Source organism: Pseudomonas sp. NS1(2017) (assembly GCF_002269425.1).
GTDB lineage: Bacteria > Pseudomonadota > Gammaproteobacteria > Pseudomonadales > Pseudomonadaceae > Aquipseudomonas > Aquipseudomonas reactans.
Window position 1 is genome coordinate 5,156,214 of sequence record NZ_CP022960.1, and the last position, 24,867, is coordinate 5,181,080.

18 protein-coding genes are annotated in these 24,867 nt (G+C 60.5%); 5 read left to right on the plus strand and 13 right to left on the minus strand.

What is annotated here, in order from left to right:
* Positions 1-60: 60 nt before the first annotated feature.
* On the minus strand, positions 61-2,436 hold the full coding sequence (locus CI807_RS24020) for an RND family transporter (protein ID WP_033902391.1): 2,376 nt from the start codon (positions 2,434-2,436) through the stop codon (positions 61-63).
* A 15-nt stretch (positions 2,437-2,451) separates the two neighbouring features.
* Complete coding sequence (locus CI807_RS24025) at positions 2,452-3,480, minus strand: YCF48-related protein (protein ID WP_177409644.1); 1,029 nt, start codon at positions 3,478-3,480, stop codon at positions 2,452-2,454.
* A gap of 306 nt (positions 3,481-3,786) precedes the next feature.
* On the opposite strand from CI807_RS24025, the gene CI807_RS24030 reads away from it, so the two are divergent.
* Positions 3,787-4,902 (plus strand): Gfo/Idh/MocA family protein, encoded by a 1,116-nt coding sequence (locus tag CI807_RS24030; protein ID WP_095016515.1) that lies wholly within the window; start codon positions 3,787-3,789, stop codon positions 4,900-4,902.
* A gap of 111 nt (positions 4,903-5,013) precedes the next feature.
* On the opposite strand, the gene CI807_RS24035 is transcribed toward CI807_RS24030, so the two are convergent.
* From CI807_RS24035 to CI807_RS24080, 10 genes are all read right to left on the minus strand, one after another.
* Positions 5,014-6,717 carry an AMP-binding protein gene (locus CI807_RS24035; protein ID WP_095016516.1) on the minus strand — a complete coding sequence of 568 codons (1,704 nt, stop codon included), beginning with the start codon at positions 6,715-6,717 and terminating at the stop codon, positions 5,014-5,016.
* 31 nt (positions 6,718-6,748) lie between these two features.
* Positions 6,749-8,047 carry an acetyl-CoA C-acetyltransferase gene (locus tag CI807_RS24040; RefSeq protein WP_095016517.1) on the minus strand — a complete coding sequence of 433 codons (1,299 nt, stop codon included), beginning with the start codon at positions 8,045-8,047 and terminating at the stop codon, positions 6,749-6,751.
* Positions 8,044-8,934, minus strand: a complete 891-nt coding sequence (locus CI807_RS24045; RefSeq protein WP_095016518.1) for a MaoC/PaaZ C-terminal domain-containing protein — start codon at positions 8,932-8,934, stop codon at positions 8,044-8,046. Before CI807_RS24045 ends, CI807_RS24040 begins: the two co-directional genes overlap by 4 nt.
* 3 nt (positions 8,935-8,937) lie before the next feature.
* Positions 8,938-10,281, minus strand: a complete 1,344-nt coding sequence (locus CI807_RS24050; RefSeq protein ID WP_095016519.1) for a 3-oxoacyl-ACP reductase — start codon at positions 10,279-10,281, stop codon at positions 8,938-8,940.
* A gap of 152 nt (positions 10,282-10,433) precedes the next feature.
* Positions 10,434-12,959, minus strand: a complete 2,526-nt coding sequence (locus CI807_RS24055) for an acyl-CoA dehydrogenase (RefSeq protein WP_095016520.1) — start codon at positions 12,957-12,959, stop codon at positions 10,434-10,436.
* A 273-nt stretch (positions 12,960-13,232) separates the two neighbouring features.
* Positions 13,233-14,678 (minus strand): outer membrane protein transport protein, encoded by a 1,446-nt coding sequence (locus CI807_RS24060; RefSeq protein WP_095016521.1) that lies wholly within the window; start codon positions 14,676-14,678, stop codon positions 13,233-13,235.
* 122 nt (positions 14,679-14,800) lie between these two features.
* Positions 14,801-15,310 (minus strand): alkane oxidation protein activator PraB, encoded by a 510-nt coding sequence (praB, locus tag CI807_RS24065; RefSeq protein WP_095016522.1) that lies wholly within the window; start codon positions 15,308-15,310, stop codon positions 14,801-14,803.
* Positions 15,311-15,442: 132 nt separating this feature from the next.
* The gene (gene praA / locus CI807_RS24070; RefSeq protein ID WP_016980194.1) at positions 15,443-15,937 is read right to left on the minus strand and encodes an alkane oxidation protein activator PraA; all 495 of its coding nucleotides are present in this window, start codon (positions 15,935-15,937) and stop codon (positions 15,443-15,445) included.
* A gap of 133 nt (positions 15,938-16,070) precedes the next feature.
* Positions 16,071-17,351, minus strand: a complete 1,281-nt coding sequence (locus CI807_RS24075; RefSeq protein WP_016980195.1) for an alkane 1-monooxygenase — start codon at positions 17,349-17,351, stop codon at positions 16,071-16,073.
* Positions 17,352-17,644: 293 nt separating this feature from the next.
* Positions 17,645-18,643: an alpha/beta fold hydrolase gene (locus tag CI807_RS24080; protein ID WP_095016523.1), complete on the minus strand. Its 999-nt coding sequence runs from the start codon at positions 18,641-18,643 to the stop codon at positions 17,645-17,647.
* A 266-nt stretch (positions 18,644-18,909) separates the two neighbouring features.
* Here CI807_RS24080 and CI807_RS24085 point away from each other — a divergent pair, with 266 nt between their 5' ends.
* Genes CI807_RS24085 through CI807_RS24095 form a run of 3 tightly spaced genes read left to right on the plus strand, consistent with a single transcriptional unit; the run spans position 18,910 to position 22,184 of the window.
* Positions 18,910-20,448, plus strand: a complete 1,539-nt coding sequence (locus CI807_RS24085) for an NAD(P)/FAD-dependent oxidoreductase (RefSeq protein ID WP_095016524.1) — start codon at positions 18,910-18,912, stop codon at positions 20,446-20,448.
* Positions 20,445-21,335, plus strand: coding sequence for an SDR family oxidoreductase (locus tag CI807_RS24090; protein ID WP_095016525.1), 891 nt, complete (start codon positions 20,445-20,447; stop codon positions 21,333-21,335). Before CI807_RS24085 ends, CI807_RS24090 begins: the two co-directional genes overlap by 4 nt.
* A gap of 15 nt (positions 21,336-21,350) precedes the next feature.
* Entirely contained in the window at positions 21,351-22,184 is an 834-nt protein-coding gene (locus CI807_RS24095) for a metal-dependent hydrolase (RefSeq protein ID WP_095016526.1), read from the plus strand.
* On the opposite strand, the gene CI807_RS24100 is transcribed toward CI807_RS24095, so the two are convergent.
* The gene (locus CI807_RS24100) at positions 22,181-24,256 is read right to left on the minus strand and encodes an EAL domain-containing protein (RefSeq protein ID WP_095016527.1); all 2,076 of its coding nucleotides are present in this window, start codon (positions 24,254-24,256) and stop codon (positions 22,181-22,183) included. The genes CI807_RS24095 and CI807_RS24100 overlap by 4 nt on opposite strands.
* A gap of 277 nt (positions 24,257-24,533) precedes the next feature.
* Between CI807_RS24100 and CI807_RS24105 the strand changes: the two genes are divergently transcribed.
* Positions 24,534-24,863 (plus strand): DUF6388 family protein, encoded by a 330-nt coding sequence (locus CI807_RS24105; RefSeq protein ID WP_095016528.1) that lies wholly within the window; start codon positions 24,534-24,536, stop codon positions 24,861-24,863.
* Positions 24,864-24,867 lie beyond the last annotated feature (4 nt).

A 24,867-nucleotide genomic window follows, 5' to 3' on the forward strand; every position in this document is an offset into this window, starting at 1 on the left:
AAGGCTATTGATTGAATGAAAAAAGCCGCAGAGGCTGCGGCTTTCCCATCGACTGAAGGCTTAGTGTGCAAACAACGAGTTGCCCTTCTGCCCCGCCAGCTTCTCCGGCTTGATCAGGAACCGCGCCAGCGCCGGCAGCAGCCACAGCGCGCCGAACATGTTCCACAGCAGCATGAAGGTCAGCATCAGGCCCATGTCGGCCTGGAACTTGATGGCCGAGAAGATCCAGGTGCACACGCCGATTGCCAGGCACAATCCGGTAAACAGCACGGCTTTACCCGTGGACTTGAGCGTCTGGTAGTACGCCTCTTGCAGCGGCAAGCCGGCGCGCAGGAAGCTTTCCAAGCGGCTGTAGATGTAGATGCCGTAGTCCACGCCAATCCCCACGCCCAGCGCCACCACCGGTAAGGTCGCCACCTTGACGCCGATGCCCATGAACGCCATCAACGCGTTGCCCAACACCGAGGTCAGCACCAGCGGCAGCACGATGCACAGGGTCGCCGCCCAGGAGCGGAAGGTGATCATGCACATGGTCGCCACGCACAGGTACACCAAGATCAGGATAGTCAGCTCGGATTCCTTGATCACCTCGTTGGTGGCCGCCTCGATCCCGGCGTTACCGGCGGCGAGGATGAACTCCAGGCCGTCCTTGTTGTTTTCCTTGGCGAAGTCCTGCACCGCATGCACCGCGCGGTCGAGGGTTTCGGCCTTGTGGTCGTTGAGGAACACCAGCACCGGCGCCAGGGAGCAGTTGTTGTTGTACAGGCCATCGGCACGGGCGATGGAGTTGTTCAGCACATCCGGGTTGCGCGACAGGGTTTCCCACTTCAGGTTGCCCTCGTTCATGCCCTTGATCATTTGCTTGGACACGGTCACCAGCGAGATCGCCGACTGCACGCCCTCGGTGTTCTGCATCTTCCACATCAACTGGTCGATGGGCGCCATGGCTTCATAGCGCGAGCAACCTTCGGCCTTGGTCTTGACCATTACCACCAGCACGTCGGAACTGGTGGAGTAGTTGCTGATGATGAAGTTGTTGTCTTTGTTGTAGCGCGAGTCCGGGCGCAGTTCCGGCGCGCCTTGGTCGAGGTCGCCGATCTTGAGGTTCTGGCTGTACCAGAGGCCACCGCCAAAGGCGATCAGGGCCAGGAAGATCGAGACCGGTGCGACTTTTGGGCTGGCGAATTTCGACAGCAGGCGCCAGAACGGGTGTTCGCGGTTCGCGTCTTTCTTGCTCTTGGCGATCGCGCGTTTGCTGATGCCGACGTAGGAAATCGCCACCGGCAGCAGGATCAGGTTGGTGAACACGATCACCGCCACGCCGATAGAGGCACCGATGGCCAGTTCACGGATCACCCCGATGTCGATGATCAGCAGCGTGATAAAGCCCACCGCATCGGCGAGGATCGCGATCATTCCCGGCAGGAACAGTTGGCGGAAGGTGCGGCGTGCAGCGGTCAGCGCGTTGTCCGCTTCGCTGGATTGCAGGGCGATACCGTTGATCTTCTGCACGCCGTGGGAAATACCGATGGCAAAGATCAGAAACGGCACCAGCATCGAGTAGGGATCCAGCCCGAAACCAGCGGCATGCATCAGGCCCAATTGCCAGACCACCGCCACCAGGGTGGTGCTCAACACCGCAATGGTGCTGCGCAGGCAGTTGGTGAACCACAGCAGCAGGACCAGGGTAATACCGAACGCCACGCCGAAGAACAGCACCACCATGATCAGGCCATCGATCAGGTCACCGACTTTCTTGGCGAAGCCGACGATGTGGATCTGGACGTTGGGGTTCTGCTCCTGGAACTTGGTGCGGATCTTGTCTTCCAGCTCATGGGAGAACTTGCGGTAGTCGAGGGCCAGCAACTTGCCCTGATCCTGCGGGTCCGGGTAGGACTCCAGCAGCGGAATGTCGACGATGCTCGACTTGAAATCGTTGGCCACCAAGCGCCCGACTTGGCCGGACTTGAGCACGTTGTTGCGCAGTTGATCGAGGCTTTCCGGCGAGCCGTTGTAGCTCTGCGGGATCACTTCACCGCCGGCAAAGCCTTCTTCGGTCACTTCGGTCCAGCGTACGCTGGGGCTCCACAGCGACTTGAGGCCCGAACGGTCGACGCCGGAGATGTAGAACACTTCGTCGTTGATCTGACGCAGGGTCTCCATGTACTCCTTCGTGAAGATGTCACCGTCCTTGGCCTCCACCGAGATGCGCACCGTGTTGCCCAGGTTCGCCAGGTCATTGCGGTGCTCCATCATCTTCTCGATGAAGGGGTGCTTGAGCGGGATCATCTTTTCAAAGCTGGTGGACGGGCGAATCAAGGTCGCCTGCCAGAACAGGAAAATACTCACCAGCAGGCAGATCACGATCACTGCCGGGCGGTTGTTGAAGATCAGGCGCTCAAGAAAGGTCGCTTTATCGTTGTGATGACTGCTCATTCTTTCCCCGCCTTCTTATTGTTTTGTCGGTTCGGCGCCATCGGCTTTAGCGACGCGAACGCCCCCCTGCCCGGCCAGAATCAAGTTGCCATTGCCTGCGGCCGTGACGGACGAAAGCGAAATGCGGTCCGCACGGTTGAACACGCTGAAGGTCACGCCGTCGTCATGACTGACCACCACGCTGCCGCCGTTGCCGACCACGACAATCGAGCCGTCTTCCAGCAAGGTCGCGCCCGACAACCCAAACTCCAGCGCTCCCCGCGCAGCGTTCAGTTCAACTTGCTCCCAGGTGCTGCCAAAATCCGTGGACCGGTACAGGTTGCCGCGCAAGCCATAGGCCAGCAGGGTGTGCGGCTGAGCGGTGCCGATCACACCAAACAGCGAGCCCTCGTAGGGGCCTTCGAGTTTTTCCCAGGTCTGGCCGTCGTCGCTGGAGCGGAACATGCTGCCCTGCTCGCCAACGATGAACAGGCCGGCGTCCTTGATCTGGGCAATGGCGTTGAGGTGGTACTGGTCTTCGTTGTCGAGGCGGTCGCTGACGTCTTGCCAGGTCTTGCCGCCGTCGGTGGTTTCGATCAACGCACCGTAGGCGCCGACGGCCAGGCCGTGGTTGGCGTCGTTGAACCACACGTCGAGCAGCGGGGCTTCGCGTTTGAGGTCCTGGTACTGCTGGGTCCAGGTGGCGCCGCCGTCGGAACTGGCAAGAATCTGCGCATCGTGGCCCACCGCCCAGCCCTGCTTGTCATCGACGAAAAACACTGCCGTGAGCAACTGTCGAGTGGGGACTTTGGCTTGGGTCCAGGTGTTGCCCTGATCATCGGAATAGAGGATGTGCCCGCGATCACCAACCGCCACCAGGCGCTTGCCCGCGTGGACCACATCGATCATCAGGCCTTTGGCGGCCTTGGGGGATTCAATCGCAAACGAGGTGTCGCTGGCGGCCTGGACGGCTGCCGGTAACACAACAGCGCCAAACAGCGAGAGCGCTGCGGCCAGCATCGCAACCCTGCGTGCGGCGCGTGGGCGGCAGACAACCCAACCCATGACAGGCTCACTCATAGACCTTTCTCCCATTTATTATTGTTATCGCTGCCTTCCGGGGCCTTGAAACCTGCAATCTAGAGCGCCTGGAGGAAGCAGGGGCCATCCTATCGGGCTTTCGAATCGTCTGACAATCGGCGCTACGTTATCTTTTGTTAACTGACGCCCTTTCGTCAGAGGCTGAATATAGCTGCATTCGCTGGAGTGATCGGCGAGGCATGAATGAATTTTTATTCCATCTATTGAAATGCGGGAATTTTTATTCCATTAATAGTGTTCCTGAAAACAATAATCCAAAGGACCACGGCGATGCGTGAACTCGGAATCGGCTTGATCGGCACAGGCTTCATGGGGCGCGCCCACGCCTTGGCCTTCAATAACGCCCGTGCGGTATTCGAACTGCCGGTACACCTCAAGCTGGCAGCACTGGCCGACGCCGACACCGAGCGCGCCCACCGCTGCGCCAAGGATTGGGGCTTTGCCCAGGCCCATGGCGACTGGCAGGCGTTGATCAATGATCCCAACGTCGACGTAGTCGCCATCACCACCCCCAATCATTTGCACTACCCCATGGCCATGGCGGCTATCGCGGCGGGCAAGGCGGTGTACTGCGAAAAACCCCTGGCCGTGAGCCTGGAACAGGCCGACGCCATGCGCCGCGCCGCCAGTGCTGCGGGCGTGGTGACGCGGGTGGGCTACAACTACCAGCACAACCCGATGATCACGCTGGCGCGGCAGATGATTGCCAGCGGCGAGTTGGGCGAGATCATCAGCTTCCAGGGCGAGTTCAGCGAAGATTTCATGGCCGACCCGGCCTCACCATGGTCGTGGCGTTGTGAAGTCGAGCATGCCGGCGGTGCCCTGGCGGACCTGGGCAGTCACTTGCTGTCGATGGCGCGCTATCTAGTGGGCGACGTAGTGAGTGTGTGTGCCGACACCCAGACCGTCCACGCCCGGCGCCCTGCCGTCAAAGGCAGCACCGACCTTAAATCGATTGCTGTGGATGACCAAGTGCACGCCCTGCTGCGTTTTGCCAATGGCGCACGCGGTACGGTGAGCAGCAGCTGGCTCAAGCAGGGCTACAAGAACCACCTGAGTTTCGAAATCAGCGGGACGAAAGGCACCTTGGCATTCGATCAGGAGCGCTTGAATGAATTGCAGCTGTGTCGCGTCGGCCAGGACGGGTTCCAGCGTGTGCTCGCAGGCCCTGCCCTGCCCGGTTATGCGGCGTTCAGCCCAGCGGCGGGGCATCAGTTGGGGTACAACGAGTTGAAAACCCTGGAGGTGCAGGAGTTGATTCTGGCGTTGGCCGGTCAAGGTGCGGATGGCACTGACTTTGAGGCAGCGTGGGAAGTGGAGCGGTTGGCGACGGCGATTCGCGTGGCGGCCAAAGAGGAGCGCTGGGTAACCGTGAACTCACTCTAAAATCCACCACAGAACTTTGTAGGAGCTGGCTTGCCTGCGATGGCGGTGTAACAGGTACACCGCTATCGCAGGCAAGCCAGCTCCCACATTTGGATCACCTGAACCTTCAAATTAGCGCAGTGCCCTGCGCAGAACTTTACCGACGGTGGTCTTCGGCAGCTCAGTGGTACGGAACTCCACGTACTTCGGCACCTTGTACCCCGTCAGGTACTCCCGGCAATGCGCAAGAATCTGCTCCTGGGTCAGGCTCGGGTCCTTGCGCACCACGATGATCTTGACCTTCTCCCCGGTCACGCCATCTTCCACACCAATCGCCGCCACTTCCGCCACACCAGGGTGCAGCGCTACCACGTCCTCGATTTCATTGGGGTACACGTTGAAGCCGGAGACCAGGATCATGTCCTTCTTGCGGTCCACCAGGCGGATATAACCGCGCGTGTCCATCACGCCGATATCACCGGTCGACAGCCACCCTTCGGCATCCAGCACCTCGGCAGTGGCCTCCGGACGCTTCCAGTAGCCCTGCATCACTTGTGGCCCGCGCACTTGCAGTTCGCCCTGCTCGCCAACCTCAGCCAACTCACCGTCTTCGCGGATAAACCGCACCCAGGTCGAGGGCAATGGCACGCCGATGCTGCCGGTGAATTCCATCTCGCGCATGCGCGCAATGTTGATCGGGCTGATGCTCACCACCGGCGAGCATTCGGTGAGGCCGTAGCCTTCGATGATCGGCAGCCCGGTGACTTCCTTCCAGCGCTTGGCCACCGCCGTGTGCGTGGCCATGCCGCCGGCGATCACCATGCGCAGGTCGGAAAAGTCCCGTGCGCAGAACTCCTTGTTCTCGAGCAGGCCGTTAAACAAGGTGTTGACCCCGGCAATCCCGTTGAAGCGCTCCTTGCGCAGGATCATCTGCACGCGCTTTACGTCCCGTGGGTTGGCAATCAGGATGTTGCGCCCGCCCAGGCACATGAACATCAGGCAATTCACCGTCAGGGAAAAGATGTGGTACAGCGGCAACAAGGTGACGTTGGTTTCCTGCTTGTCCTGGTCCAGTTGGTCGCCAACCCAGGCCTTGGCTTGCAGCAGGTTGGCGATGATATTGCGATGACTGAGCATCACGCCCTTGGCATCGCCGGTGGTGCCGCCGGTGTATTGCAAAAAAGCCAGGTCGTCGAGGTGCATCTCCACCGGGAAATGAGTGAGCGCCCGTCCCTGTTTCAGCACCTGGTTGAAGCGCAGCGAACCGCGCAGGTTGAACGCCGGCACCTGCTTTTGCACACGGCGCAGGATGAAATTCATCGCTGCGCCTTTGAACGTGCCGAGCAAATCGCCGATGGCCGCGACCACCACACGCTTGACGCTGCTGCCGGTGATGACTTTTTCCAGGGTGTGGGCGAAGTTCTCGAAGATCACCACGGTTTCCGCGCCACTGTCCTTGAGCAGGTGCTTGAGTTCGTGGGAGGTGTACAGCGGGTTGACGTTGACCACAACCGCGCCGGTCAGGATGGTACCCAACAGGCAGATCGGGTACTGCAGGCAGTTAGGCATCATCAGTGCCACACGATCACCTTTCTTGACACCCTGCCCCTGCAGCCACGCGGCAAAGGCATAGCCTTGCACCTGCCAGTCGGCGTAGGTCATTTCGGTGCCGATGCTGACGTACGCCACTCGCTCGCGAAATTTTTCCAGGTGCTCCAGGAACACCTCGCGCAGCGACGGGTAGTCCTCGATAGCGGCGTCGATATCCGCCGGGACGCCGGGCAGGTAAGCGTTCAACCAGATCCGTTCGGCTTGTTCCAGGCTTACAGCGTTCATGGCAGTGTCCTTATTGTTGTTTTGGATAGCGCTACTTTTCGATGATGGCGGTAATGCCCAGCCCGCCGGCCGCGCAGATGGAAATCAGGCCGCGCCCGCCGCCGTTCTCATGGATGATCTTGGCCAGTGCCGCCAACTGCCGGCCACCGGTGGCGGCGAAGGGATGGCCGCAGCCGAGCGAGCCGCCGTTGACGTTCATCTTCGCGCGATCGATGGTGCCCAGAGGCGCTTCCAAGCCTAGGCGCTCGCGGCAATAATCGGGGTCTTCCCAGGCCTTGAGCGTGCACAACACCTGGGCCGCAAAAGCTTCATGGATCTCGAAGAAGTCGAAATCCTTGAAGCTCAGGCCTTCGCGCTGGAGCATGCGCGGCACTGCATAGGCAGGTGCCATCAGCAGGCCTTCGGTGCCGTCGACGAAGTTCACCGCCGCTGTCTCGCCAGTGCGCAGATAGGCCAATACCGGCCAGCCGTTGGCGGCTGCCCATTCTTCGCTGGCCAGCAGCACTACCGAGGCGCCATCGGTCAGGGGCGTGGAGTTGCCGGCTGTGAGGGTGCCGTTCTGGCGGTCGTAGGCTGGAGACAGGCCAGCGAGCTTTTCCAGGCTGGCATCGGCGCGCAGGTTGTTGTCCCTGGCCAGGCCGCGATGGGGGCTGATCAAGTCGTCGAAGAAGCCGCGCTTGTAGGCCGCGTCCAGGCGCTGGTGGCTGGTGAGGGTCAGCTCATCCTGGGCCAGGCGTTTGATCTGCCAGCGCTTGGCCATTTCTTCGCAATGCTCGCCCATGGACAGGCCAGTGCGCGGCTCGCCGTTGCGCGGCAACAGTGGTTTGAAGAACATTGAGGGCCGGACCTTGAGCAACGTCTTCAACTTGTCGCCCATGCCCTTGGCACGATTGGCTGCGAGCAAGGTGTGGCGCAGGGATTCATTGATACCGATGGGCGCGTCGGAGGTGGTGTCGGATCCCCCCGCAATGCCCACCTCGATCTGCCCGAGGGCAATCTTGTTCGCCACCAGCAATGCCGCCTCCAGGCCGGTGCCGCAGGCTTGTTGCACATCGTAGGCCGGCGTATCCGGCGACAAGGTGGTGGACAGCAACGACTCACGGGCCAGGTTGAAATCCCGCGAGTGCTTGATCACCGCACCGGCGGCAAACTCACCGAGGCGTTGGCCGTGCAGGTTGTAGCGGTCGACCAAGCCCTGTAGCGCGGCGACCAGCAGGTCCTGGTTGCTGTCGTGGGCGTACACCGTGTTGGAGCGAGCAAACGGGATGCGGTTGCCGCCGATGATCGCGACGCGGCGGACCGGGGCCGGGTTGAAGCTGTAGTCACTCATTCCAGGTTCTCTTTCCAGATGAAAAGGCCACGCATATGGGGTTTGTCGCCGGCGAAATTGCGCACTTCGAATTCGCGGTGCGGGCTGGTCACCGGGTGGCTCCACAGCGCGACCTGGCCGGGCAGGAAGATCGGCAGCTTGAAGTCACAATGGGCCTCGGCCTGGTCCAGGCCACCGGGCGGTTGCTGGGCAGCGAGCGCACGGCCCAGGGTCCACATGCCATGGGCGATGGCGCGGCGAAAGCCGAACAGCTTGGCGCCGATCACCGAGGTGTGAATCGGGTTGAAATCCCCTGACACCTTGGCAAAACGCCGGCCCAGGTCGGCGGGCAACACCCAGCGCTGGGTGCGCAACAAGCCCGCCTCCTGCAAGGGCAACACGTCACCCCAAGGTTCGCCAACCGGGTCCTTGACGTCCCGGCGCAGGTACAGGCTATCGCTTTCCCACACCAGCGTGTCGGCACCGTAGGCACGGGTGGCGATGCTCAGCGCCTGGCCCTTGGGATGGGCGACCCAGCGCTCGCAATACACCTCAATGCGCAACGCCTGGTCTTCGTGCAAGCGTTGGTGCTGACGGATGCGATTGGCCAGGTGCACCATGCCGCTGGCCGGGTACGGAAAGCTGGGGCGCGTCAGCAGCATCAAGTGCAAAGGGAACGCCAGCACATGGGGATAGGACAGCGGCACACCCTGCTCGCAGCGAAAACCACAGGCACGACCATAGGCGGCGATGTCGGCGGCAGACAACGCCACTGCCGAACGCACCAGGCGTTCCGTGGGCAGCACAGGCGCACCGTCAAGCTTGGGCTTGCGCAAGGCGCGCACGCCGTCCAGCAGCAAGCGGGTGCGTGAAGGCGGCGGGTCAATGATCTGCGTCACGTAGTCCATGGCTCAGGCTCCCAGCAGGCTTTGGCCGCACACCCGTACGACTTGGCCGTTGACCCCGCCGGACGCCGGATGCGCCAGCCAGGCGATAGTTTCGGCCACGTCGATCGGCTGCCCGCCCTGGGACAGCGAATTCATGCGCCGCCCGGCCTCACGGATCATCAGCGGGATCTTGGCGGTCATCTGGGTTTCGATGAACCCCGGCGCCACCGCATTCACCGTCACTTGCTGCGCCGCCGCACGCGGTGCCAGGCCCTGCACCAGGCCGATCACACCGGCCTTGGAGGTGGCGTAATTGCTTTGTCCGAGGTTACCGGCGATGCCGGAAATCGACGAGACACAGACAATTCGTCCTCCAGGATTCAAGCCTTGGCAGTCCAATAACGCAATGCTGAGCTGCAACGGCGCTTCGAGGTTCACCGCCAGTACGCTGCGCCACGCGGCCTCGGTCATTTTGGCGATGGTTTTGTCACGGGTGATCCCGGCGTTGTGCACCACCACGTCAAAGGCGCCGTATTGGCTGACATGGGCCTGCAGCAGTGCGGCTGCGTCCGTCGCGGTGATGTCCAGGGGCAGCGCCGAACCGCCGACACTGTCCGCCGCCTGTTGCAACGCTGCCTGGGCATGGGGCACATCCACGCACACCACGTGGGCGCCGTCCCGCGCCAACACCTGGGCAATCGCCAGGCCGATGCCACGGGAGGCGCCGGTAACCAGGGCGCGACGGCCGGCGAAGGGTTTGTCCCAATTGACCGTGACTGGGCCGTCCACCGGTTTTTCCAGGCGTACCACCTGCCCCGACACATAGGCCGAACGGCGCGATAGGAAGAAACGCAAGCTGCTGTCCAGCGCGTCTTCGGCACCCGGCGCCACGTAGATCAACTGCACGGTGATCGCCCGGCGCAATTCCTTGGCCAGCGAGCGCACCAACCCTTCAAGGGCGCGTTGGGCGATGGCCTGGGGCAAATCCTGGCAATGCTCCGGTGCGGTGCCGAGCACCACGACGCGGCCATGGTGGCCAAGGCGCTTGGCGTTGGCGTGGAAGAACACATACAGCTCGTCCAACTGGTGCAGGTCGGCCACGGCGCTGGCGTCATACACGGCGCCCTGCACTTTCACCGTGGACGGCGCCTTGAGCGTGGCCGGGGTGGCACTGACGGTGTCCGTTGCCGCGAAAATCCGCTGCACCTCGCCGGCCAGGCGCCCTGCCCCGGCGATAATCACCGGGTTGACCAAGCCCTGCTGGCCGCTGCGGTGGCGTTGCAGTGGCAGGGGTTGCGGCAAGCCGATGGCCTGGGCCAGGCGACGGCCCCAGGCGGAATTGACGAAAGAAAGGTAGCTGTCACTCATAGGTAGTTCTACTCACAACGCTGTCTTGGCTGTAAACCCGATCAGTGTGGGAGCGGGCTTGCTCGCGAATGCACCGTTTCAGTCAGCCAATGCATCGACTGATGCACCGCATTCGCGAGCAAGCCCGCTCCCACATTTGGACCGTGTTTCTCCTAATTGACCGAGGCGTTTTCACCTTGGGCGGTTCGGCGCTTTGGCACAGGCTCCAGCGCTTGCTTGCGCTGCTGCAACGCCTCCAGCAATCCGAAGTCCTGCGGGAAGTCATCCACCTGGATGCCGTGGTCGGCGTATTCCACGTAGCGGCCGAGCAAGGTGTCTTCGTCGTCGCTGATCAGGTCCAGCGCCCGCGCCTTGACGCGCCAGGCGGTGAAGGCGGTGGCCGAGATAGGCATCGGTTCGATCAGGCCCTGCTTCACAGCGGACTTGAGTCGCGCCTCAATCAACTCGACCTGCGGCAACAGACGGAAACCCAGTTCGCCGTAGGCCAATTTGTCGATTTCCGGACGCGGGATGTAGGAATTGGCCAGCAAGCGGTCGCGGGTTTCGCCCGGTGTCTGCACCACGTCAGCCACCTGGGCCAGCAGACGATCCGAGGGCTTGCGCAGTGGGATACCGAACGGGAACGTCAGGCCACGCAGCACCGCTGCGGCAGGTTTCGAGGGGTAGTTATCGAGCACTTCCGCCAGCGCTTCGTGGGCCCGCAGCAACGCATCCTGGGCCGCCCAGTGCACCAGCGGCAGATCCGCCTGGGGCCGGCCGTCGTCTTCAAAACGCTTGAGCACGCAGGACAGGATGTACAGCTGCGACAGAATATCGCCCAAACGCCCGGTGATACTTTCCTTGCGCTTGAGGGCACCGCCCAGCACGCCCATGGAAATGTCCGAAATCAGCGCGAGCACCACTGACAGGCGATGGGCCTGGCGGTAGTAGGACGCCAGCGCGGGGTCGGTCTTGGCCGGGGCAGAAATCAACCGGCCTCCTGTCAGGGAATGCACCGCAGCACGGACGGTATTGGCCAGCACAAAGCTCACGTGGCCGAACATGGCGCTGTCGAAGGCTTCCAGCGCTTGACGTTTGTCCGGATTGCGCGCCGCTTCCATCTCACGGAATACATAGGGATGGCAGCGGATCAGGCCCTGACCAAAGATGATCAGGCAGCGCGTCATGATGTTCGCGCCTTCCACCGTAATGGCAATGGGGCTTTGCTGGTAGGCACGGGCCAGGAAGTTGTTGGGGCCCATGCAGATGCCCTTGCCGGCGACGATGTCCATGCCGTCATTGACGATGATCCGCGCACGCTCGGTGACGTGGTACTTGGCAATCGCCGAGATCACCGACGGTTTCTCACCCGCGTCCAGGGACGCCACCGACACCTTGCGCACCGCATCGCAGGCATACAGATGCCCAGCCATGCGCGCCAAGGGCGCCTGCACGCCTTCGAATTTGCCGATGGGCAGGCCGAACTGTTTGCGCATCGCGGCATAGGCGGTGGTGCCACGCACCGCCACCTTGCCCAGGCCGACGTTGGCCGACGGCAAGGAAATCGCACGGCCGGCCGCCAGGCACTCCATCAACATGCGCCAACCGTTGCCGACTTGCTCGCGGCCGCCAATCACCCACTCCAGCGGGATGAAGACGTCCTTGCCGGTAGTAGGACCGTTCTGGAATACCGCGTTCAGCGGCCAGTGACGGCGGCCGCTGTTCACGCCCGGATGGGACGTCGGGATCAGCGCGCACGTGATACCGAGTGAACCGGCAGCGCCGAGCAACCCATCCGGGTCTTCTGCGCGAAACGCCAGGCCAAGCACCGTGGCAATCGGGCCCAGGGTGATGTAGCGCTTGTCCCAGGTCACACGGAAGCCCAGGACTTCCTCGCCTTCATGGGTACCTTTGCAGACGATGCCCAGGTCGGGAATCGCCCCAGCATCAGAACCGGCATACGGGCTGGTCAGGGCAAAACACGGGATGTCTTCACCCCGCGCCAGGCGCGGCAGGTAGTAATTGCGCTGGGCATCGGTGCCGTAATGCAACAGCAACTCGGCTGGCCCCAGGGAGTTGGGCACCATCACCGAAATCGCCGCCGCCGAACAACGCGTCGACAGCTTCATCACCACCTGCGAGTGCGCGTAGTGGGAGAAGCCTTTGCCACCGTATTGCTTGGGAATGATCATGCCGAGGAAGCCGGCCTCCTTGGTGTATTGCCAGCCTTCGGGCGACATGTCCTGCCACACCTGGGTGGTTTCCCAGTCGTTGGCGATGTCGCACAGGGTTTCCACTTCGTTATCTAGGAAGGCTTGTTCTTCGGCGCTCAGGCTGGCCGGTGCGGCTTGCAGCAAGCGCTGCCAGTCGGGCTTGCCGCTGAACAACTCGGCGTCCCACCACACGGTGCCGGACTCGATGGCGGCGCGCTCAGTGTCCGACATTGCCGGCATGATCGTACGAAACAGGCCCAAGGCCTTGCTGGTCAGCAGGGTGCGGCGCAGGGGTTTGATCGTCATCAGCAGCGCGGGCGCGACCACCAGTATCGCCGCGACAGTGGCGCCGAACCCGGCAACCACGTTGAGCCAGTAACCCGCTACCAGCCAGACCAGGCCTGCACCCAACCAGTGAAGGGCAACGGCCTGTCGATACGCCAGGGCAATCGCAGCTGCGAAACCCACCAATAACCAGATAACCATGGGATACCTCTACTTGATTCAGGGCAAGGCTTAGGTGCGGCAGGTCGGAATGACCCGCGACGTAAAACCACCTTACAAACTCGGGAACAAAAATTAAAATAATATTTTAAATTTTTATTTAATTAACGGGCAAAAAAAATAACCGCTGAACCGGTCAGCCAGATTTCAGTGGGCCGTTGGAATTGGAACGGGTCGCATGGGCGACCCGTCGATGCGGTAAACCCGCGGAGCAACAGCAAGATGCGCTGACTGACTGCTCCACCACCCCATGCATTAGAACTTGTAAGTAGCCGACAGGCTGACAACCTCACCTTTGCTGTCGACTTTGCCATCCAGGCGCGCCGCGCCCAGGCGGTCGACGTTGACGGTTTTGAGTTTCACCTGCTCGACAAACTGCCGTGAGTAGGCACCGTCGATACTCAAGCCGGGGATGGCCTTGATATCGTAGCCAAAGCCAAGAGAAGCGAAGTAACGATCGCCGTCGGGGATACGTGGGTCACGCGTGGAATTGCGGGTGGGGGTCTGGTCATAGGCAACACCGGCGCGCACGGTGAAGTCATCGGTAAGCTTATAGTCGCCCCCCAGGGAATACATCATGACGTCCCGGTACTTGTAGGGAATCGATACGATGGTATTGCCATCGGACTTCAGGGTCAGCGCCTTGAATGACGACCATTGGGTCCACAGCATACTGGCGCCGAGGCTGAATCGGTCGTTGAACACATGCACCCAGTCGATGGCGGCGGTGGCCGGAATGTCCAACTGAGTGGATGCGTTCGCGCCGTCCGGAAACAGTTTGAGGCCGGGGTAAGCACGCTCGACCAGCGTCAAGCCATCCCCTCCGGCATCGGTCATCAGCAGCCTGCTGCCTGGATCAGCATAGATGTTGTATTTGCCTTCCATTTTGTTCTTGATCTTGGCGTGGTAGTTGAAACCCAGCGTGTCTTTCTCAGTGGGTTTCCAGGCCAGGCCGGCGAACCAGCCCACCGAGGTGTTATCGACCTTGACGCGCATCAGCGACTGCCCTACCCCCGATGGGAACGGGATGCCGAGACCACCCAGCCCCGGCGAGACCGCCGCCGCCGCATACAGGTCGACGTTCTGGCTCACGAACCCTGTGCTGTGCTGAACAATGGCACCTGCACCAATAGAAAACTGGTCATTGACCTTGAACGACAGCGAACCGGTCAACCCTACGGTTTCAATTTTGGTGTCAACGGCAAAGTCACGGCCTTTCCAATCCTGATCCCAAGTGGACTTCATGCCCTGCGGAACGACCTGACTCAAGCCAAAACTGAAACGGTCGTTGATGGGTATCACCAGGAAGCCGGTGGGCAACCAAGCCGTAAAGCCCGCTTCCCCCCCATTGCCTTCACGCGGCGTGGAGGTCACACCGCCGAATTCGTCCATGACCCCGGAGGACGTCGGGTCCCCTTTGTAGTCATAGGCATTTCCCTTGAATTTGATATTGATACGCGCATAGATAACGTTCTGCTGCGCGATGGTTTGGTCAATGAACGCCATGGCGGCCGGGTTGTTATAGGCTGAAGAAGGGTCATTCTTGAACAGTGAACCACCGCCAAACGCACGGCCCCAGCCTTGCGCGCCAAATGTAGGAGTCGAGTACCCGCCAGCCTGAACGGGCCCGGCTGCGACCATAAACCCGCTCAACAACGCCAGGCCAAGTAACGCCTGGGCCTGTTGTTTCTTATTATTCATGCTCCACTCCTTATTATTTTTATCCACCACAGCCGGAATCACCGTCTTGGCTTGCCTTAACAAGTGCCCTTTGCAGGGCACTTGCGTTTCAACGTGTGATCATCACGTCAAGCGCACGCCTATCAAGGGTTGACAGTGAGCGTTGGGGTTGGCGTCGCGGTCAGCGCAGTGATTTTGCAACTGCCGACGGTTTGTGCCGATGGAACAGTGATGGTGTGGGTGCTGTTGTTGTAGACCACATTGATGGTGGCGGGAGCGCTTGCGCAGTTGCTGACGATCTTGAAGTTCACGCCCGAAACAGTGCCTGCAAAGGTGTCAGGCCCGGTGGCGGTGGAGGCGGTCAAGGTCCATGGCAAACCCAGCAACACTGGCACACCGCAAAGTGGGTTGGAGCCGCTCACAGTGGCACCGGTGATCGAAGCGTTGGCACCACTCGCAGCCACGCTGCCGGTAAAGACGATGGTGCAAGCCACGGGCGCCCCGAACGACGCAGGCGATGTAACAGTGATAGCACCTGCGGGCGTGGTGAAACCCGCGCCAGGAGGAGAAATGGTAGCGGCATTCACCATGGAAGCAGCACCCATGCAAACAGTCAAAGCAGTCAACGACACGAGAGTTTTCAAGCTTTTCATTGTTTTTCCTCACATGTTATGGCGAATTCATTTCGCCAGGGGTAATGGCCATGATCGAGAGGTCACGGTGTAACTGCAGAACTTCCCTTTCCAGCCAAATCTCAATTCAACTACCGAAACAACATCGAACGCTTATTCAACAACTTTGAAGTTCGGCGGCATCTTGATCGACACCGTCTTGATCTTGCAGTCTTCGCCGATCGGGACGTTGGCGGCTTCCAACTTACCCGTGGCGTTATCCCAGGTGCCGTCGGCCGTTGAGGGCCCACACTTGCCGCCCAGACCAAACGCGTGCACATCCACACTGATCTTCGACATAGAGCCGCTTTTGGTATCCTTGGCGACCAGGATCCACGGCAAGTTGATGGCTTCCACCCGGCTGCACTTGAGGCCACCATCGAATTCGACTTTATCGACATTGACCGATGAACCATCAGCCGCCACTTTGCCGGCCACCTTGATGGTGCAGTCGGCACTGATCAACGCGCCTTTGGAAAAGCTGATGGGGCCCTGGGCGGTAAACGCACTGCCGGCGGGTTCTATGCGCGCTGCCTGGGCCTGGTGATAGGCGATCAGGCCCAGCGCGGCCAATACGATATGTGTGGTGAATTTGGCAGGTGCTTGCATGGTGTACGTCCTTCCCTTTAATTATTTTTGTTCGGGTCAAACAACTTTCTGGCAACCGATCTGGAAAATCCCGAGCGATAGAGGCCTGCGCGGCACGCAGGCCCCGAGTACGCAAACAATGTGTTACTTGAACTTAAAACGGTTTGGCGCTGTTGCTGTACTTCTCCAGGTACTTCAACCGTTGTGAGGGCTGAAGATTGGTCAGGGTGATATCCCCGGCATAATGGTTCAACACTCGGTGATCCATTCGCCGCCGCCACAAGTACGGCACATACGCCCAGACAATCATGCTCGCGTAACCATAGGGAAGTTGCGGCGACTCATCAAAATGACGCAACGACTGATAACTACGGGTGGGGTTGGCATGGTGATCGGAGTGCCGTTGCAACTGGAACAGGAAGATATTGGTAACAATGCGGTTACTGTTCCATGAATGCCGTGGCGAACAACGCTCGTAACGGCCATTGGGCAACTTCTGACGTTTAAGGCCGTAGTGTTCGACGTAGTTCACAACTTCCAGCAACGAAAACCCGTAGATGCCCTGAATGATCAGGAACGGCACCACCGCCCACCCCAGCCAGGCGATCATCGCGCCCCACAGCACTACGCTGTACATCCAGGCGCTGAGCACGCCGTTTTGCCAGTGCCAGGCAGGCAGTCCGAGCTTGCGCAGGCGTTCGCGCTCCAGGTTCCACGCCGAGCGGGCGCTGAACCAGACCGAGCGTGGCAGGAAAGCCCAGAAGCTCTCCCCCAGTCGCGAACTGGCTGGATCTTCCGGCGTGGCGACACGTACGTGATGGCCGCGGTTGTGCTCGGTATAAAAGTGCCCGTAGAACGTCGGCGCCAGGGTGACCTTGGCCAGGAACACTTCCAGCGCATTGGGTTTGTGTCCCAGCTCATGGGCGGTGTTGATCGCGATGCCGGTAGCGGCGCCGGTCGACATGGCCATGCCCAGGTAAGTGAACCAGCTCACCTCGCCATGCAGTTGCGTGCGCGCAGTGAGGTAGCTGGCCGCACGGGACAGCCAACTGGACGGTTCCAGGTTCGCGGCAGCCTGTAACAGTCCACCCTGGATGATCCACTCGATACCGCCGGCGGCAAGCCAACCGGTGATCACCACCGACGAGATCACAAACAGCACGCCGGTGTAGACGATCCAGCGGTAGTAGCTTTGGGATTCAAGGTGGCTGACGGCGGATTCGGGCGGGTTGCTCACGTCTTCACCGAGCATGCCATCGATCAGCGGGATCAGGCCGAAGATCACCAGCACGCCGACCCACCAGAGTTGCTGGATACCGGTGGTGATGGCCAGTGCACCAGACAGCAAAGGCGTGGCCAAGGGCATGATGCCCAACCACCACAGGTGACGCTTGCCGTCGGTCCAGGTGCCTGGAGCTGCCAAAGTCTGATTCATGGCAGCCACCGTTGCGGGGCAGAAGACAGCAGGTTCAGGGAGCGTTGAATGCTCCGAGAAATCAACCATGCGATAAAAGACGTTTTTTTCATTTTTATTCGCTCTTAGGCATTTCAAAAATCATTTCAAATTAAACATTGAAATATTTTTTTAAGAAATAGCGCGGAATCGTTAGGTCGTCAACTACTTTTTCGAGGCCTTTTTTATGTGACCAGGCAGTCTCTTTTTCAGCCGCTTGGTCAGGTCTCTACGGCAAGCGTTTCGGACGGTACAACCCGCAATGAGGGCCACGATTATTTGCTTGCCAGGGCAAATGGCGGATGCAGGATCGCAGCGGTTTGCGCAGGCCGCGCACGCTTGGCCAACTGTTGCACCGCCTCCACCACCCGCGCGGTGGCGGTGATCGGCAACATGTGCCCGCGCCCCTCCACCACCTGCAGCTTCAGGCCTGGGACCTTGTCGGCCAGGGCCTGGCCGTGTTTGCGAAAGTCCAGGACCTTGTCTTGCGCGCCATAGATCAGGCTGATGGGCAACGTCAGTTGCGGGTAACGCTTGACCATCTGCGGCAGGTCGTCATTGACCCGGGCGATCTCGCTGGATGCGGCATAGAAGTTGCCGGGGCGCATCCCCAGCAGTCCGCCGCCCCGGGTGGCGAAATCGTCAGGAGCGTTGTCGGGTGCAAACACACCTTTGACCACCGCACGGCGTGTCAACAGGCCAATGGGCACCGTGAGCGTGTGAGATACCCAGTGCCGCAGCCAAGCCGGCCGTACCGCCAGTGACCAGAACACCAGGGGCAAGGTGGGTTGCGGATGGGTCAGCGGCGCCACTAACACCAACCCCGACACTGCGTGGGGATGGTCAAGGGCTAGCGCCAGGGAAATCGCACCGCCCAGGGAATGCCCCAACACCAGGGGCTTATCCAGGCCCAGGATGTTGATAAAGGCTGCCACTTGCCGCGCCTGGGCCGGCAGGTCCGCAGCGGTGCCTATATGGCGTGTGGAGTAACCCGACCCAGGACGGTCGAGTGTGATCACCCGGAAGTGTTCACGCAATTGCCCGGACAGCGCATACGTCAGGTTGCGGCTGCTGCCCATCAGCCCGTGAATCATCACCAACGGTGGGCCCTTGCCCTCTTCGTAATAATGAAAGCGCTCGCCATTCACCTCCACAAAGCGCCCGTTGTTCGGAACGGCGGCTTCAATGCGTCGTGTCATCCACGCGCTGAACCCCCATAAAACGGCGCTCGCGCCTATGAAAACAGCCGCAGCGATAACCCATTCAACAGCCATAGCTCGGTCCTCTGCTTCCCTGCTGCTGTCGACCCGACCGGAATTGATCGAGCCTCAGCTATCGCCCAAACCACGGACCTGAACGTCGCGGCTATCCGTCGGACAAGTCGCACATGAGGAACCTGAGACTAGCGTAGGCGATATTTTCAGGTAGATTATTTAAAATCTTTTTTAAAATAAGTAATTCAATTTTTCTTTGCAATGGTGTTCTATCTAAAAGACACAACAAGAAAAGGAGCACACCCGATGCCCATGAAGGAATGCTTATGAATGCCCTGAGCGACTCAATCGACATCGCCATCATCGGCTCCGGCTTTGCCGGCCTGTGCATGGCGATCAAACTCAAGGAAGCCGGGTTCACCGACTTCTTTGTCGCCGAACAGGCCAACACCCTTGGCGGCACCTGGCGTGACAACCACTACCCTGGCTGCGCCTGCGATGTGCAGTCCCATGTGTATTCGTTTTCCTTCGCGCCCAACCCGGACTGGACTCGGCAGTTCGCGCCGCAAGCAGAGATCCGCGCTTACCTGGAGCAATGCGCCACGCGTTTCGAGCTAGCGCCCTACTTGCGGTTCGGCATGGGCCTTGAACGGGCGGTATTCGATGAGCAGCACCAGCGCTGGCAATTGCGCTTCAGCAATGGTCGCCAGGTCAGCGCACGGGTACTGGTGTCGGGCATGGGCGGCTTGTCGCGTCCGGCGCTGCCGGATATTCCGGGGCTCGACAGTTTCAAGGGCAAGCGCTTCCACTCCCAGCAGTGGGACCATGAATACTCCTTGAGGGGCAAGCGCGTGGCGGTGATCGGCACCGGCGCCAGTGCCATCCAGTTCGTGCCGCAGATCGCACCACAGGTCGCTCATCTGGACCTGTTCCAACGCACTCCACCCTGGATCATGCCCAAGCCCGACCGGGAGATCTCGCCTGCCGAACGCTGGCTGTTCAAGCACCTGCCCTTCACCCAACGGCTGGTACGTGGCGCCTTTTACTGGGCGCTGGAAGGCCGTGTGGTCGGCTTTGCCCTGCACCCAAGGCTGATGAAGATGGTGCAGAAAATCGCCCTGCGCCACCTGCACAAACAAGTAGCGCGCCCTTCCCTGCGCAAGACCCTGACCCCGGACTACACCATCGGCTGCAAGCGCGTGCTGATCTCCAATGACTACTACCCCGCACTGTCGCGCAGCAATGTCGAGGTGGTCACCGACAATGTATTGCGCATCGAAGCCGACGGTGTGATCACCGCTGACGGTATCAAGCACCCGGCCGACTGCCTGATATTCGGCACCGGCTTCCAGGCCACCGATCCCCTGCCCCGCGACTGCATCATTGGGCGCGGCGGCGTAGACCTGATGGACACCTGGCAAGACGGCGCACATGCCTACAAGGGCACCACAGTGCCCGGCTATCCCAACCTGTTCCTGATTGTCGGGCCCAACACCGGCCTGGGGCATAACTCGATGATCCTGATGATCGAAGCCCAGGTGACCTACATCCTCGACGCGCTTGAGCAAATGCAGCGGCATCGCATCGCCAGCGTAGACGTCAAACCCAACGTGGAAGGCGCCTACAACCAACAACTGCAAGCCAAGCTCAAGCGCACCATCTGGAACACCGGCGGATGCCAAAGCTGGTACCTGGACCCACGCACGGGCAAGAACACCACGTTGTGGCCGGGCTCGACCTGGCGCTTCAAACGCGTCACCCGCCAGTTCGCGCTCAAGGACTACGTAGCCTGCCTGGTGCCGGTCAATGCGCCCAGCCGCCCCGTGCCTACGCCCCACTCCACTGCCGAAGGGAGCCTGTCATGAAGTCATTCAACGGCCGCGTGGCGGCCATTACCGGCGCCGCCTCCGGCATGGGACGCGCCCTGGCGTTGGCCTTGGCGCGAGAGGGTTGCCACCTTGCGCTGGCGGACAAAAACAGCCAAGGGCTGGAACAGACATTGGCATTGATCAAGACCTCGACCCTGGCACCTGTGTTGATCACCACCCAGGTACTGGATGTGTCCGATCGCACGGCCATGGAGGACTGGGCTGCGCGCTGCGTGGCCGATCACGGCCAAGTCAACCTGGTGTTCAACAATGCCGGGGTGGCGCTGTCGAGCACGGTGGAGGGCGTGGACTACGCCGACCTGGAATGGATCGTCGGTATCAACTTCTGGGGCGTGGTCCACGGCACCAAGGCGTTTCTACCGTACCTGAAAGCCTCAGGCGACGGCCATATCGTCAACACCTCCAGCGTGTTCGGCCTGTTTGCCCAACCGGGCATGAGCGGCTACAACGCCACCAAGTTTGCCGTCCGCGGCTTTACCGAATCCCTGCGCCAGGAACTGGATATGCAGCGTTGCGGCGTATCCGCCACCTGCGTGCACCCTGGCGGCATTCGCACCGATATCTGCCGCAGCAGCCGTATCGACGCCAACATGACCGGGTTCCTGATCCACAGCGAACAACAGGCCCGCGCCGACTTCGAAAAACTGTTTATCACCGATGCCGACCAGGCCGCCAAGGTGATCCTGCACGGCGTACGCAAAAACAAACGTCGCGTGCTGATCGGCCGCGACGCGTATTGCCTCGACCTGCTCGCCCGCTGCCTGCCGGCGGCCTATCAAGCCCTGGTGGTGTTCGCCAGCAAACGCATGGCGCCCAAGCCACGCACGCCGGTGTTTGAAACCAACGACGAGCCCCGTCTCTGAACAGGAGCACGCATTATGTTGCCGATCCGCCGTGACATCCGTTTCGCCCTGCCCGCCGAGCGCATCAAGGACTGGCATGAACAGGGGCCGTTCATCACGCACTTCTTCAATGCCCTGTCGCTGCTGTTCCCCCAGGGCGAGCTGTTTTTCATGGACAGCGTGCGCCACTACCGTCAACGCATCGACGACCCTGCGCTGAAGAAAGAGATCCAGGGTTTTATCGGCCAGGAAGCCATGCACAGCCGCGAACACGTGGCCTACAACGATCTGCTGCAAGCCGCCGGCTTGCCCGCGCATACCCTGGACCGTCGGCTGAAATTCATCCTCGACCTGCAGAAAAAACACCTGCCCGCGTCCTTCAACCTGGCCGTGACCATTGCCCTTGAACACTACACAGCGATGCTGGCCGAGATCCTGCTGAGTGACCCGTCCCGCTTCGGCGAGTCACTCAAGGGCTATCAACAAATGTGGTACTGGCACGCCCTGGAGGAAACCGAACACAAGGCCGTGGCTTTCGATGTCTGGAACACCGTGATCAAGCCCGGGCCTAAGCGCTATCTGCTGCGCACCGGAACCATGCTCACCACTACGGTGTTTTTCTGGCTGGTGGTGCTCGACTTCCATTTGCGCCTGCTGATCGCCGACCGCACGTCCGGCGGGCACTTGAAAGGCTTCTGGCGAATGCTGAAGTTTCTGTATGGGCCCAAGGGTGTTTTCCCACGAATGCTGGTGCCGTGGCTGCATTACTTCAAACCCGGATTTCATCCCTGGGACCACGACAACCGTGCCCGCCTGGCCGGGATTGACAAGCTGGTCGACGACATCGAGCGGACCCAGCGCGGGTATTAGGCTTGCGCCAACGCGGCGCGCTCACGCACAAAGCCTTCCAACTTGTCCCCCGGCAGTGCCTTGCTGAAATACCAGCCTTGGATGATCAATTCGGCGCCGGTGTTCAGGAAGGCCAACTGCTCGGCCGTCTCCACGCCTTCCACCACCACCCCCAGGTTCAGCGCCTCACAGAAGCGCAGCATGCCAGTCATGACCTGGGCACCTTTGGGGTCGTGCTGGGCCACCACGAAACTGCGGTCGATCTTGATGAAATCCACCGGGAACTGATGCAGGTAACTCAAGGCCGAAAACCCGGTGCCAAAGTCGTCGATATAGACCTTGGCGCCGATGGCTTGCAGCTTCTGGATGGTCTGGCGCGTAACCTGGATATCGTTGACCAATGCATCTTCAGTGATTTCCACGGAGACTTGCCCGTGGGCCTGGGCCAGGATTTCTACCAGGCGCTCTCCGTAGGCGGCGTCGGTCAGGGTCGCGCTGGAAATATTGATGGTCATCGGCAGGGCAAAGCCGAGCTTCTGCCACTTCTGGTATTGGCGCACCGCTTGGGACGCTACCCACACATCCACGTCGGGCATCAACCGCGCCTGGGCCAACCATTGCAGGAACTCCCACGGCGAATGCACCTTGCCCTGGGCATCTCGGGCACGCATGAGGGCTTCACAGCCGACGCACAGGCCGGTGCGGGTCGAGACTTGTGGTTGGAATTCGAGGTAGAACTCGTAGTCGCTGATTTGCTGGATGCGGCTCAGTTCATTGGCCTGACGCGCCAGGGTCTTGTGGGACGCGAGCACCGAGTCCAGTTCACGCAGCCGGCCCTTTTCCTCAAGTCCTCGGAAGGTCATGTCCAGGGACTTGAGGTAGACCGTACCGCCTTCAGCGGCCTGGCGATGAATGGCACGCACGTACGGCGCATACACCAGGGTGCCCAGGCCCAGAAGCCCGAGTTGCAGCGCCACTGCCGCGAGGTCGCCATGCGTGCTCAGGTAGGCATTTAGCAACACCGGCGCGGTGAACGGAACGCTGACCACCGCCGGCGAGACCCAGCCCATCTGCACCACTGTCAACGCCACCATGGCATTCAACGCGGGCACGACCAGAAAGGGAATGAACAAGCGCGGATTAAGGATGATCGGCAAACCGAACAACAGCACTTCACTGACGTTGAACAGTGACAGCGGCAGGCTCGCCATCGCCAACAAGCGCATGGACTGGCTCTTGGAGAACAGCAGGATCGCCAGCAACAGGCATAACGCTCCGCCCGAACCGCCGATAAACGCGAAGCTGCCCAACAAGCCGCTGTTCAGCATGTACTTGATCGGCTCGCCCGCCGCCGACGCCGCATTGTTCAGCACCACGGCCTGGTCCAACACATCGAACAGCGGCTGCATCGCATACACACCGTGGATGCCGAAGAACCACAGCAGCGAATTCATCAGGGTCACAAACAGGCCACTGCCGTAGGGCGACTCCAGGGCATGGAGCACTTGGGGCCCTTGAAGCTGCGCCACATAAGGGATCTGCAGCAGCAAAGACAGCACCACCACCAACAACAGCGCGGTGATGGCGCCCGGTATCACCATATTGATGGTGCCCCGCAGGTTGTGGCCTACCAAGTCTTCATTGACCAACCGAGTCCAGCGGTAACGGTGCAGCCAGGCAATTGCCGGCACATTCAACAACGGCGAGGCAATCGCTATAAACAGGACGAAGGTGGCCGAAGCCCGTGGATATTCACGCAGGATAAACGTTGCCACCACCACATGGGCCAGGCACAAGAACGCTACCGGCAGTTGTGGCAGACGATGCTGGATTGCCAGCATGTAACCGATGGACGCAGCGACCAGCAGCGGGATCACGGAGCTGATCTGGTTATGCAAGCCGGCGAGGAACGCCACCACTTGCGCATCGAAGCCCAGCACCCGCGCGCATTCAGACAGGATCAGGAAGCCTGCCGACACCAACAGGCATGGCAGGATCCACAATAAACCTTCGCGAATCGCTCGAAGAGACTCAGTGCTGGCCAAGGCAGCCAGACGTTGGGTGAAGAAAAGCTTGAACAGCGTTTGCGCCATGACCCATCCCTCTGCCCATCACCCACTGTCCCTGGAAGGCAGGGCCGGAAACACAGAGTTAACGCTACACGTGCTGGCACAGTGAGCGAAAGCCTTTTGCCATTCACCCTGATGTTTTTTCCGTAATGGATGACAGGTAATTCCCTAGATTTTCTAAAATAATTGAATTTTCTTACGCGGACCACTGACCGAATCTGCTTCGGCACTGAGGACCTACCTGCTATTGTTTTTACTCACCGCCATAATCCAAAGCCCGGCCATCGAATGGAGTAAGCCCTTGTCACCACCCGGCGATAACCACCAGTTGGCATTGAACAGGTTCCTCAACGAACACCCCGACGTCGCTGCAGAACTCGATACCCTGAACCCGCTGGTCGCACAAGCCAAGGGTGAAACCCTGGCGCACTACCGCGCCGAACGGCTGCACGAGGCCTTCGAAGCCGAGGCCGAACGCCAGGGCCTGTTTGCCTGGGAGTTAACCCTGAAACTGACCGCCGAGTCCCCCGAAGCGTTTGAAACCCAACGCCTTGAAGTACACAAGGAAGTGGCGCAGATGGCGGGGTTGAGCTGGGACGAGTACTGTCGGATGCATGATTTGGCCGGTTGACGCA